Below are 12040 nucleotides of genomic sequence, written 5' to 3'. Positions count from 1 at the left end.
ACATAAAAATCAAAACCTTCTTAACAACCTTAAAATCGAGGTAAAGTTTGATAAGCCTTTTGGCCCAAAAGCTAATGCGATAATCCTTTTTACCCTCATCCTAAACGTATTATCCGGAAGCTTCTTCCAATTACCACCTAAACGTCTCCATAATTCATACCAAGACTCTGCGACTTCAATGTAACCATGAAAGTAAGCATCAACGGCAGTATTAAAGATAAATGTTAACAGAGCATTTTCTAGATAACCAAACTGCTCTTTATTATCAGAAATTCTTCCTTCTACAAAGTCGACTATTTCTTTCTGCGACCTATAACCCTCTAAATCTCTTCGCTTCGAGACACTACTCACATTTCTATGCACGTAGACCCCAAAGCCATACATACTACTAGTGACAGTGCATCCCGAAAGCATCGCACGGATGATTACTTCGCCATCCTGATTCCTTACCATATCCTCACGCCAGGCACCAATCCGTTCAAGCTCACTAATACGCCACAAAACCGAGCAAGTACCAGGCCCAGACATACCTATTAACCACCGATAAACAACATCATAAGATGACTCGCCAGCGGTAGGATAAAAAACAGAACTTTTCCCACTAGAAACATATTCTTTTCGACAAGGAGCAAACGCTAACGAACAATTAGATTGCGATATACTTTTGAAAAGCCCTTCCAACAAACCCCCTTCTATATAATCATCCGAATCTAGAAACAAAACATAATCAGAATTAGCTTCTCTAAAGCCTATATTTCTTGTTGCTGGAGCCCCAAGGTTTATCTCATTTACTATATGTTTTATCTTACCCGAATATTTACTAGAAAGCTTCTCTACGATCGAAGATGTGTGATCAAAAACACCGTCTTCAACTACAATAACCTCCACATCCAATCCTATCGACGAGAAACATGACTCAATCGTTTTTTCAACAAATCGTTCCGCCTTGTAACATGGAACCACCACGCTAACATCAGCCAAAAACACCTCCAAAAAATCCCCGCCGGGTAACTATCACTATAATCAGAAAAATCTAAAAGTTAAAAAAGTCTGCACGACGTGAAACAACTCTATTTTTACAATCTAGTCGCCTCTGAAAAGAAGGACCCAGAAAGCATAAGCGATCTTACCTTCCTGTCTTTTCTGAGTTGGCCACGGTGAGCAACATTGGAAATAGGCTAGACCGTACGACTCCAGGTAATATCGTGATGAAATACGCTTACCAAACTCGGCTTATAATCGATTACCGCTATCAGTGCTATCAATTGATAGTGCGGATTGACAAGATTGCCCAAGCGGAGTCTGAACATATCGCTCTGCGGTTCGTGGGTCGTCTTCTTGGGCTTCATAATTCGACGATTCTGCAATTTTTTGGGCTGTCAGGCGTCGAAACGAGGGGTTTTAGCCACTCGAAGCACCGTATAGTCAATTATAAATCAGCGGGCTGTGCGTTTTTCACGGGTGACAACTTAGAAACGATTAATAATTATCAAAACAGAAATCCTTCTACAGCGCCAGCGCCATTTCAAAAAATCTAAGAGAACGCCAAAATTTCCGCTGTGATCGTTTGCATAGGCACCTACATAAGACAGAACCATGCCAAGTTGGAGGATATCTATAATAGCATCCCACGAAGAGGCAGCCCGTGTCACCTCTACCATGCGATTCAAACCCGGTCGGATTTTCCGTTCTGCGCGTATAGCCAAAGCCTCATTACTCACCGCCGCTTAACTGCTCATTCAAAACTACATTAATAATTCTCTCTACCCTATCAATAGTGAAAAACCTAGATCGGAATATTCACGATATTAAAGGTAGATGAGTCCACATCGATCACACAATATAAATCCCCAACCCCTATATCAGAACGTAATTTTTGCAAAGTATTGGCAACAAGCTTTCCTTCTCTACCTTGCCATTTCGTCGCATAACTTGCGCTATAGCGCTTTATTGCTTTTACACGCGCTTCAGAATGTTTATATCCATTATTATCTTCATTGCATATAGAAACCAACTCTTCAATATTTTTTGCGTATTCAGCTATACCTTCTGACACGTAGCCATAATAGTCGTACAATCTAGAACTATTAAGTTCATAGTAAACACATCTAACACCAAGAATTGCGCCCTCAAGATGGATACTACTATTCCCAGCTACTAGCACATAACATTGATTTATAAAATCATCAACTCGCTCCAGAGAAGGGTCACTAAATGTAACTGCACTAATTCCTCGGAGAGATTTCTTAAGAAAGCGAATATCATTACTTTTAAGACCAGGATGCCAGCGCAATCGTATCTTCAAACCACTATTTACGAGAGCCCTCAACAAACACACAATATCTTCAAGTGAGTCCAGTAAATTTACAGCATAGCCTATGTAGGTCTTTTCAATAGCACATGGCGAAATATCTTTTTTCTGACCCGAAAGAAATACGACCGGAATCGGGTATGATACAGATTTAAACTTTGAATTGTTCTCGCAATCAAGGTAACATTCAAAACTTTTCATCCCATCCAAAAATGCATAATTAAATCGTAAGGCCGGAAAAATATCACTCACAGATGCATGCTGCATATAAGCCGTACGGATCCCCAAATAATGGGATACAGCTATCAAGCATCGATTCACAACATTATGGTCGTTGGAAACAACAACCACCTCAGGATTAACTCTCGTTAATAGCTTTATGAAATACGGTATAAATATATACGGCTCCAAAAACATATGGAAATAGTTATTAACAGCCAAATCAGGATGTTCTTTTTTTAAAGCTCCATAAAGATGTGGAAAACGCAAGAAAAAGATTAACAATGTTTTAAAGACATCCAAAGGAGACAGATATATTTTCTCATAACCTTCATCATTATCATGTAGTTTAGATAAGATCTGAGTAGTTATCGCCAACACAGGGAAGTTTTGATTTTTTAATTCAAGAAGCGTAGACCTTAATGCGTTTCGCTGGTTATCTGTCCCAGAGAAAAATAAAAATGATACTTTATCTATAAAGCTTGTTTTTTTAAAGCGAACGGAAAAAATCAAAAGCTTTATAAAAGCTATTGTCCTAAGAAAAGCTCCTTTGTACCTAGTGGAATTATTATGTAGATGCGGTAATAGATGAATTTTTTGGCCATGAAGATACGCAAGATGACTTTCACCCTCTATCTCAAGAATATTTTTAGTATCACTAAGCCATTTTAAAACACTTATCTCCATAGAAAGACTCAAGTTATGATAAAATGAAACCCCGAATAAATCACAAGTTATTTTCTAATTAGCCTTATTACGGAAAAAGCTTCAGCCGCAAAACACCCTACAGATTGTCCTCGGTGGCGCGCGAGAATATCAAGGTGATCAATACTACGTGAGTGCGGTATATCTCTCATCTCAAGAGAGTAAGCTTCAAGAGCTTCCATCTTCAATTCCAAATATTTACTAATATCAACATAATGATTCGGAATAAATGGGTTAATTTGAGGTGTAGCCCAATCGGTACTAGACAAAACCTCAAACGCAAAAATCTCTCTTACTGAACTTTCTGGAAGTGGGCGACAAGCAGTCATCACGGCTTGATGAGCAATACAATGATCGACATTAAGATCGCCAAAGTGATGCGTATATATAATATTTGGATAAAACGCATTAATAACCTTCTCCACATATTGCACCACATCTAAAAGCGCCAAGCTATCTAGACGGTTATCTGGAAGCCCTAAATAACTAACCTCCGCTACTCCAAGAATTTTATGTGCTTTAAATGCAGCCTGCTCACGTTTTACCAGTTCTTCTTTGCCTTCACCTCGAGAACTTACGCCATCAGCGATAAATAATACATGAACTGTATCACCTTCCGCCACATGGCGAGCTATTGTACCACCACAGCCTAAGACCTCATCATCAGGGTGAGCAGCAACTACTAGTACTCTTTTACTCACAAATTAGCTCCCAACTGGTTGCCGTTCCTGCTTTAACATCAGCAGCAACACGTTTTCCAATTAACTTCTCAAAGTACTTGGGTGCTAAACCAAAACCAGGGCGAATGCGCCGAATGTCAGACTCAGTAATTGGCGCACCAGCTTTCAGGTCACGTACAAAATAGATAGAGCGTCTAAATCTTAGGTTACTTTCTTCCGACGTCTGGCGATTGAAACCTGGCTTACCGACTGCAGACCATGCGTTACAAGCATCTTGACAAAGGTGCTTAAGTTCATTTGGCTCAATCGAGAAAATGCTATCAGGCCCTTTATCTGATCGACTAAGAGTGAAGTGTTTCTCGATCACTCGAGCTCCCAAGGCTACTGCGGCTACAGATGCAGTCGTACCTAGAGTATGATCGGACAATCCAGAAATAGTATTAAAACGCTTTGCCAAGGTCTGTATCTGTGCCAAATTAGCCTGATCCATAGGCGCTGGATAACTGCTGATGCAGTGCAATAGTATAAGGTCTGTGCAGCCTGCATCTCGTGCTGTCACTACCGCTTCCTCTACCTCATCTTCAGTGCACAGACCTGTGGACATAATTATAGGCTTACCGGTACTGGCTACATACTTGATCAGTGGCAAGTCAGTCGCTTCAAAAGATGCAATTTTGTAAGCGGGAGTATTTAGCGATTCAAGAAGGTCAACCGCCGTTTCATCAAATGGTGTAGAAAAAACGGTAATACCAAGTTCTGCTGCATAATCAAATATTGACCTGTGCCACTCGAACGGTGTCTCTGCCCACTTATATAAGTCATATAGCTTATAGCCATCCCAAAGGCCATCACGAATCATGAACTCTTCATTGTCACAGTCTATTGTCATGGTATCGGCAGTATAAGTCTGCAATTTTACAGCATCTGCTCCAGCTTCGTGTGCCGACTTGATGAGTTCAAAAGCACGATTGATATCACCATTATGATTAGCTGATACTTCTGCTATAATATACGGCGGCTGATTTTTACCAATCTTACGATTATTAATTTCAGTTATCTTGCCATTCATTGAGCAGTATCCTTAGGGTGGATCGTAACTCGGGCCGTTAGACCACCGTCTTCAAACACAGCATCCGTCAACTCGAGCCTCTTGTTACCATATTCTATAAACGCATGAGGGTAACCGTCTGCATCAAGCATACGTATAAAGTCATAAAGTTCTTTTTGATTACAACCTTCTGGTACTCTACTATCTTCAGGTTTTCGACGTTTGAAATATGTAACCTTCCCGCTTTGTTCTATCGGAACAGGATTCTTCTCGATTAACCAACGTATGATTTCAAAACTCAAAAAGCCTGCTTTTTCATAAATATTCTGAGCCTTCCCCTTTAAGCTTAAAAGACGCTTTGTATAAACTGGGCCGGCATCGATATCATTTGTCATTTTCAATGCTGAAAGTGTCGTTTCAACATGTCCGCTCAAGATAAGGTTCTGCAAAGGCGATCCACCACGCCCATAAGGAACATCAGTCATGTGAAAACACACACATTCATATCTTGAGAAGATACTTTCGGGAAGAAGCCAACTCCAATGGATAAAGAATATATAGCGTGGCTGGGCGTACGTTAACACGCCTACCAGCTCTTCAGGATTACTAACCCAAAACCAGTTTCCGCTAATTTCATTCTTTAACTGACTATAACCAGCTTGGTGCCATTGTTTACAACTTGCAACAATATAGGTATCAGCCGTATTCTGCCTCTGGTTATAAGTGTTCATGTCTGGCTCTCCAGTCCGACTCTGTCATCCCAAAGAGAAGCACATCAATATATTTACCATCTCGATAGAAATTATCACGCAGTAGCCCTTCTTGCCTGAACCCTAACTTTTCGTGAATCGCTATAGACTTCTCGTTAAACCCCAATACTTGAGCATTAAGCTTTCTCATGCCAAGAATTCCAAAAGCATAATTCATGGCTAATTTACACAGCAAATACCCAGTACCTTTTTCCGAACCAGGTGCTGTATGAAAGCTCCAGTCTGAAATTTTACCATCAGAAACTTGTGTTATATTAACACACCCGGATGCACGCCTATCTCTTTCTATAACCATCAAGTGCGTATTAGGATTATTGGACGACTGTTCAAACCATTCTAAATGCTCTTCCAAAGTAATTTCGACATTCGAAAACATACAGCTACGAACTTCAAATGAGTTTCGCCAAGACAATACAAGCTCAAGATCAGCATACGTAAGAGGCCTAAGCACAGTATCAACGCTCATAAGCACCTCCCATTAAATAATGGAGCACAAGAGCACTTCCTCGCCCACTCGTAACATTTGCGGAGGCATCACTCATGCTCTTTATTTTTTTTTCTACAATACCTATGCGCTCGCTTAAAAGCTCACCATCAATTTCAGCAGTACCTATTTGAAGAGCAGCTCCAAAAAGATCTAAATTTCGACCAACCAGCCTTTGGTTTTCGGCCACGACAACCAAAATCGATGGTAACCCCAAACAACATCGCTCCCAAGAAGTGGCACCTGCCGCACTAATCGCCAAGTCACTGTCGGCCATCAACTGAGCCATGTTGCTGACTCCTACCTTGACACTAGTTGGCCATGGCATCAGCTCGGCTTGCTGGCACACCTCATATAACCAAGGGGCGTTGGCCCCCATTACGACAATGATTCGACATTGGGTAGGCAATGAACTGGATTTAAGGGCTCCTAGCACCAAGCCAGTAGCATTGTCCATATCGACCCCGCCCATTGTAATAAGTAATTGTTTGAATTGTGGGGACTTTCGTCGCTCAAGGCTGTATGGCCGAAGAGCTGCAAACTCAGGACGTAACAAGGCATATTGGGAGCCACAGAGCAAAGTGCAGTTGGCTGGTATCAAGGGTTTGTAGTCTTCGGGATGGCGGCCAAAGGTCTGGTCGAGCAGTAAATCACAATGATGCGAGCGGTCGGCAAGGTCGTCGATGACCATCAAGCTGCGGCAATGTTCTTCGAGCCTAAGCTCCCATCGGCTATCGAGAGCATAGTGGTCAACGACCAGCCAATCGATTTCCAGGTTATCAAGTATCGAGGCACACTTCTCTGCGTCTTCCTCCTGAGAGGTAGCAAGCCAGTGGCTATGAACTGGCCCTACAATATTCCCTTCTAACGGTTGTAAAAAAGAGGGCGCGCCTCCAGGCGTCGAGACTGCCAAGGTATGGACGGTAAAGCCGTTGCTCCGAATATAAGCAATCAGATTACCAGGATACTCACTACAGATGAACTGGCATTCTGCGCCTTTGGCCCGCAGATCAGTAGCCAAGGTCAGGCATCTCATTACGTGGCCAGTACCTATCTGTAGTGATGCATCGACGCGAAAAATTACTTGCATTTCTCGTCCTATGACTCTGCGTTTAATTGTAATGCCTTAAACATCCATTCTGCGCACCTCCAATCCTCTAAAGTATCGATGTCCTGCACCCGATAGCGTGGCAAAATAATAGGAGTGGACTCTGGCTCGAAGATCATCTTTTCATCTATCCAGGCATCAGCCCTACCCCAGTAGAACTGCCCAGCGTCATGCCAAGCTTCTTCCAAGTCCTGAGAACGCGTTTCGAAGTATTCAGGGTAGAACATTTCGATACCTTCGTCCGCGCTGATTCTAAATGCCCGCTGGATTGGGAAGGCATAGCTGGTTACCGTAAAAGCGTAAGCCGCACCGGTACTGTTGAGCTGCTGTAGCCCTCGCTGAAGGTCTTCGGCTCTAATGAAAGGTGCAGTGGCATATATACAGCAGACTTGCTCAGGCATTTTCTGATGTCTGGCTAGCCATTCAATAGCGTGTTTTATTACCGGGATGGTAGCAGTATGATCATCTGAGAGTGACGCGGGGCGCATGAAAGGTACTTCAGCGCCATACGTTCTAGCTACCCTAGCTATTTCTTCATCATCGGTCGACACAACCACACGGTCAAAACAGCCACTATCTAATGCCGTAACGATCGACCAGCTTATCATTGGCTTACCACAGAACTCCTTGATGTTCTTGCGTGGAATACGCTTGCTACCACCACGAGCAGGAATTATAGCCACCTTCATTCCGATAACGCCTTTTTTAGTATCTCCACGACTTCATCCTGATCTGAATGACTCAGAGACTGATACAATGGCAGACTAATAGCTTCACGATAATATTGCTCCGAATGCGGAAAGTCTCCATGAGCGAAACCTAGCCTCTGGTAATAGGGTTGAGTATGAACAGGAATATAATGGAGATTTACTCCAACCCCTCTATCACGAAGTACTTCGAACACTGAGCGATGAGTTTTGTTAACGGCGTCCAACTTCAAGCGAATTACATATAGATGTCGTGCAGAATAGCAGTCAGGGTGCTGCCAAGGCAGTGTTAACGGTAACTCTGCCAATAGTAGGTCATAACGACCTGCAAGCTCATGCCGTCGATCAACATATTGGTCCAGGCGGTCTAGCTGGCTTATGCCCAGCGCGGCTTGCAACTCGGTCATGCGGTAATTGAACCCGAGATCGATCTGCTGGTAGTACCAGGGTCCGTCTACATCATTCGTCATCTGTGCCGGATCGCGCGTGATACCGTGGCTTCGAAGCAGAGCCATTTTTTTTGCAAGCTCGGCATCGTTGGTCACCGCAATGCCGCCTTCCGCAGTAGTAATAATCTTCACAGGATGGAAGCTGAACACCGTGATATCACTATAGCGGCAGTTACCTATATATTCTCCTTGGTATCTACCGCCGATGGCGTGAGATGCATCCTCGATCACCTTGAAGCCGTACCGCTGTGCCAGCGTATAAATTGCTTCCATATCACAGGGCTGACCGCAGAGATGCACCGGAATCACGACTTTGGGCAGCCGTCCCTGCCCTTTTGCTTCTTCCAGCTTCTTTTCCAACGCCATGGGACAGAGATTGTAAGTGCACGGGTCGATATCAACAAAATCGACTTTAGCACCGCAATAGAGGCCACAGTTTGCCGAAGCGACAAAGGTTATAGGTGTCGTCCACAGCCAGTCGTCCTTGGACAATCCGAGGGCAAGGCAAGCGATATGCAGCGCACTGGTTGCGCTGTTGACCGCTACTGCGTATTCAGCCCCTATTTTTTTTGCGACCGCCTGCTCGAACTGAGGAATCTTGGGTCCCTGGGTCAAATAGTCTGAATGCAGTACCTCCACAACGGCGTCTATATCAGCCTGGGTAATCTCCTGTCGCCCGTACGGTATCATCTCTCAGAGCTTCCCGATCTCATCGAAGTTCGCATCGATCCATTCGCGCAAGTGATGCTCACTCATCCACGCCGGGTTTTGGTCACTTGAATAAACAAAACCTTCCTGAACTTTCTTACCATCTTTTATACGATTTGCATCCTTATCCCAGCTATTGATAGCTGGCAGTATTTTGTAGTGTTCAGGATACTCATAAGTGTAATAGGCATCGTCCGCGCCGATCATCTGCTCATGGAGTTTCTCGCCAGGGCGGATACCGATGATCTCTTGGCTGGCACCAGGTGCAATTACGCGAGCAATATCCGTCACCTTTATAGAGGGTATTTTCTTGACATAAATTTCGCCACCCTCCATATCGTTGAAGGCGTGCCAGACAAGCTTGACTCCTTCCTCGAGCGAAATCATAAAGCGCGTCATACGGGGATCTGTAATCGGAAGAGACCCTGTCTCTTTCAATGACCAGAAAAAGGGAATAACCGAGCCACGCGAGCACATCACATTGCCGTAACGGACAACCGAAAGCCGAGTGTTATGCCCCCCTGCGTACGAATTGCCAGCCACAAACAATTTATCGGACGTCAGCTTCGTTGCGCCATAAAGGTTAATCGGACTACTAGCTTTGTCGGTCGATAGCGCCACAACTTTCTTGACACCTTTATCGATACAAGCATCTATCAGATTCATGGCGCCGATTACGTTCGTCTTCACACACTCGAAGGGGTTGTATTCCGCCGTAGGTACAATCTTGGTAGCCGCAGCATGTACGACATAGTCCACTCCATCCAGCGCTCTGTAGACACGATCCCTGTCTCTAACATCGCCTATAAAGAATCTAATCCGTGAGTCTCTGTCGAACTTCTTGGCCATCTCCCATTGCTTCATTTCATCACGTGAAAACACTATCACTCGCTTCGGATCATATCTTTCCAGCAGCATCGGTATAAATTTTTGGCCAAAAGACCCAGTCCCGCCTGTGACTAAAATAGACTTACCATCGAACATCTCAGCTATTTCCTATAAAAAACTCAGGCGCTTCCGCCCATTCTTCTAAAGACATCATTTTGGTCGAACAGCTTTTCGTACGAGCCGTTATCTATAACGCTCCCAGAAGAAATCATATAAATTTCTTCGCACATCTTAACTGTAGCGAACCGATGAGCGATTATGATAATGGTTTTATTTCCCGATAAATCATGAATAGCGTTCATAACAACCCTTTCCGTAGCGCCATCCAGCGCGCTGGTCGCTTCATCCAACACCAGCACTTCAGCATCCTGATAGAGCGCCCGCGCGATACCAATCCGCTGTCGCTGCCCGCCCGAGAGCTGGACACCGCGCTCGCCGACCCGGGTATCCAGGCCATCGGACAGGCTGGCGATCAGTTCATCCAGATGCGCCATGGAGGCGGCGCGACGGACACGCTCGTCTTCTATCATCTCCGGCGGCAGGCCGAAAGCAATATTCTCGCGAATGCTGCTGTCGGCCAGAAAGATTGACTGCGGTACGAACCCAATAACACGTTGCCACCTGTGTCGATTTTCGGCAGTCACGGGTTCGCCATCAATCAACAACCTCCCCTCCTGTGGCTCAATCAAGCCCAGTAGTAGGTCAATCGCCGTCGACTTGCCCGATCCCGATGCACCTACAAGACCAATTGTCTGGTTAGCAGGAATATTGATACTCAACCCATTAAGTGCAGGCGCCACCTTGCCCGGATAAGTAAAAGTCACGTTACGCAACTGGATCGAATGCTTCGGTACCCAGCTCTCTGTTTTAGCTGCAGTCTTTTCTTCGGAACTCATTACATCTCGGTCACTACCAGCACAGGCCCTCAGATCGCCCCTCAATGACTCAAAAGCTGCCAGGTTGCCTCGAATCTGAGAAACCCCCGTGTAGACCTGCTGCAACGCCGGCAGCATCTTGAAACCCGCCAAAGCATACACCGAGAGCACCGGCAGGATCGCTCCCAGGTTGCCCTTGTAAGCTGACAGAAGGTAGAGCACCAGCAATATCACCCCTGCAAAGGCCACCAACTCCATCGCATAGCGAGGCACCTGCCCCATCGCCTGGGTCGTACCCTGAGCACGGGCGAAGCGCTGACTAGCGTTTTCAAAGCGCTCGGTAAAGATATCCTGACGACCGAGTAGCAAAACATCCTTGATTCCGCCGAACCCCTCGCTCATCAGCTTGAGCCTCTCCCGCTGCGCTGCTGTTACAACTCTGCCATTCGCCATCAGTCGTCTGCGAACGGTGTGGTACAACAGCAGGTAGGCGCTCACGAAAATCGACAGCCCGACAATTGCCACCATCGGGTTGTAGATAAAGATGGTGACGGCCATAAACAGTGCCATCACCAACTTGGCATTCATCTGCATCAGCGGTATCAGGATCGTATTGGTAATCCGCAGGCACTCCTGGGCAACCTGGTTGGTAAGATGGCTGCTGGTATGGGTGGTATGAAACAGCCAAGGCTGGTGCATGTAGTGGCGATACAACCGACTGCTGAGCTCGGCGCCGACACGGGTGCCGTAAAGCGATAGCCGCCAAATCGTGAACGTCGAGATCATTGCCGCAATGCTCAGCACGCACAGCACGGCAATGCCGAGCCAGAACAGGAAGTCCGTCGGGTCGCTCAGGCCGGTGGCGCGATAGAGTTCGGCCAGCGCTCCTGCTCCCTGCAGCCGTTCGATATCCCCCACCAGCGCCATAAAGGGGCCAATCGATACCACCCCGGCAATCTCGGCAAAGGACATCAGGATGACCAGCAGTTGAAGTCGCAGCAGTTTTTTGCGCTGTTCTTCGGTCAGCAGAGAGTAGAGTTCTTTGAGGCTTGCGAACATTCGGTAGTGGTTCTTTAGGGTGTTAGAGA

General features: G+C 45.4%; 11 protein-coding genes. All 11 read right to left on the bottom strand.

Going from position 1 to position 12040, the window contains the following annotated elements:
• Nucleotides 1–9: 9 nt before the first annotated feature.
• On the bottom strand, nt 10–981 hold the full coding sequence (locus tag IEX85_RS16480) for a glycosyltransferase (protein ID WP_188861702.1): 972 nt from the start codon (nt 979–981) through the stop codon (nt 10–12).
• Between the two features lie 805 nt (nt 982–1786).
• Nucleotides 1787–3217, bottom strand: a complete 1431-nt coding sequence (locus IEX85_RS16475) for a hypothetical protein (RefSeq protein WP_188861701.1) — start codon at nt 3215–3217, stop codon at nt 1787–1789.
• A 47-nt stretch (nt 3218–3264) separates the two neighbouring features.
• Entirely contained in the window at nt 3265–3936 is a 672-nt protein-coding gene (locus IEX85_RS16470) for a PIG-L deacetylase family protein (protein WP_188861700.1), read from the bottom strand.
• Nucleotides 3929–4984 carry a pseudaminic acid synthase gene (pseI, locus tag IEX85_RS16465; RefSeq protein ID WP_188861699.1) on the bottom strand — a complete coding sequence of 352 codons (1056 nt, stop codon included), beginning with the start codon at nt 4982–4984 and terminating at the stop codon, nt 3929–3931. Before pseI ends, IEX85_RS16470 begins: the two co-directional genes overlap by 8 nt.
• The gene (locus tag IEX85_RS16460; protein WP_188861698.1) at nt 4981–5694 is read right to left on the bottom strand and encodes a formyl transferase; all 714 of its coding nucleotides are present in this window, start codon (nt 5692–5694) and stop codon (nt 4981–4983) included. Before IEX85_RS16460 ends, pseI begins: the two co-directional genes overlap by 4 nt.
• Nucleotides 5681–6199 carry a UDP-4-amino-4,6-dideoxy-N-acetyl-beta-L-altrosamine N-acetyltransferase gene (pseH, locus tag IEX85_RS16455; RefSeq protein WP_188861697.1) on the bottom strand — a complete coding sequence of 173 codons (519 nt, stop codon included), beginning with the start codon at nt 6197–6199 and terminating at the stop codon, nt 5681–5683. Before pseH ends, IEX85_RS16460 begins: the two co-directional genes overlap by 14 nt.
• Nucleotides 6189–7307, bottom strand: coding sequence for a UDP-2,4-diacetamido-2,4,6-trideoxy-beta-L-altropyranose hydrolase (pseG, locus tag IEX85_RS16450; RefSeq protein ID WP_188861696.1), 1119 nt, complete (start codon nt 7305–7307; stop codon nt 6189–6191). The genes pseH and pseG overlap by 11 nt, the downstream gene beginning before the upstream one ends.
• A gap of 8 nt (nt 7308–7315) precedes the next feature.
• A complete protein-coding gene (pseF, locus tag IEX85_RS16445) occupies nt 7316–8014 on the bottom strand; it encodes a pseudaminic acid cytidylyltransferase (RefSeq protein ID WP_188861695.1) in 699 nt (232 codons plus the stop codon).
• Nucleotides 8011–9171 (bottom strand): UDP-4-amino-4,6-dideoxy-N-acetyl-beta-L-altrosamine transaminase, encoded by a 1161-nt coding sequence (gene pseC, locus IEX85_RS16440; protein ID WP_188861694.1) that lies wholly within the window; start codon nt 9169–9171, stop codon nt 8011–8013. Before pseC ends, pseF begins: the two co-directional genes overlap by 4 nt.
• 3 nt (nt 9172–9174) lie before the next feature.
• Nucleotides 9175–10173, bottom strand: coding sequence for a UDP-N-acetylglucosamine 4,6-dehydratase (inverting) (pseB, locus tag IEX85_RS16435; protein WP_188861693.1), 999 nt, complete (start codon nt 10171–10173; stop codon nt 9175–9177).
• Between the two features lie 23 nt (nt 10174–10196).
• Nucleotides 10197–12011: an ABC transporter ATP-binding protein gene (locus IEX85_RS16430; protein WP_188861692.1), complete on the bottom strand. Its 1815-nt coding sequence runs from the start codon at nt 12009–12011 to the stop codon at nt 10197–10199.
• Nucleotides 12012–12040: the final 29 nt, after the last annotated feature.

This window comes from Marinobacterium nitratireducens (genome assembly GCF_014645375.1).
GTDB lineage: Bacteria > Pseudomonadota > Gammaproteobacteria > Pseudomonadales > Balneatricaceae > Marinobacterium_A > Marinobacterium_A nitratireducens.
The sequence above is the reverse complement of the archived record's forward strand: the minus strand, read 5'-3'. Positions and strand labels throughout refer to the sequence as shown.

Bases quoted from the DNA above. Each gene is read 5' to 3' on its own strand.
- IEX85_RS16475 (WP_188861701.1), bottom strand. From the start codon at position 3,217: ATGGAGATAAGTGTTTTAAAATGGCTTAGTGATACTAAAAATATTCTT.
- pseI (WP_188861699.1), bottom strand. From the start codon at position 4,984: ATGAATGGCAAGATAACTGAAATTAATAATCGTAAGATTGGTAAAAAT.
- IEX85_RS16460 (WP_188861698.1), bottom strand. From the start codon at position 5,694: ATGAACACTTATAACCAGAGGCAGAATACGGCTGATACCTATATTGTT.
- pseH (WP_188861697.1), bottom strand. From the start codon at position 6,199: ATGAGCGTTGATACTGTGCTTAGGCCTCTTACGTATGCTGATCTTGAG.
- pseG (WP_188861696.1), bottom strand. From the start codon at position 7,307: ATGCAAGTAATTTTTCGCGTCGATGCATCACTACAGATAGGTACTGGC.
- pseF (WP_188861695.1), bottom strand. From the start codon at position 8,014: ATGAAGGTGGCTATAATTCCTGCTCGTGGTGGTAGCAAGCGTATTCCA.
- pseC (WP_188861694.1), bottom strand. From the start codon at position 9,171: ATGATACCGTACGGGCGACAGGAGATTACCCAGGCTGATATAGACGCC.
- pseB (WP_188861693.1), bottom strand. From the start codon at position 10,173: ATGTTCGATGGTAAGTCTATTTTAGTCACAGGCGGGACTGGGTCTTTT.
- IEX85_RS16430 (WP_188861692.1), bottom strand. From the start codon at position 12,011: ATGTTCGCAAGCCTCAAAGAACTCTACTCTCTGCTGACCGAAGAACAG.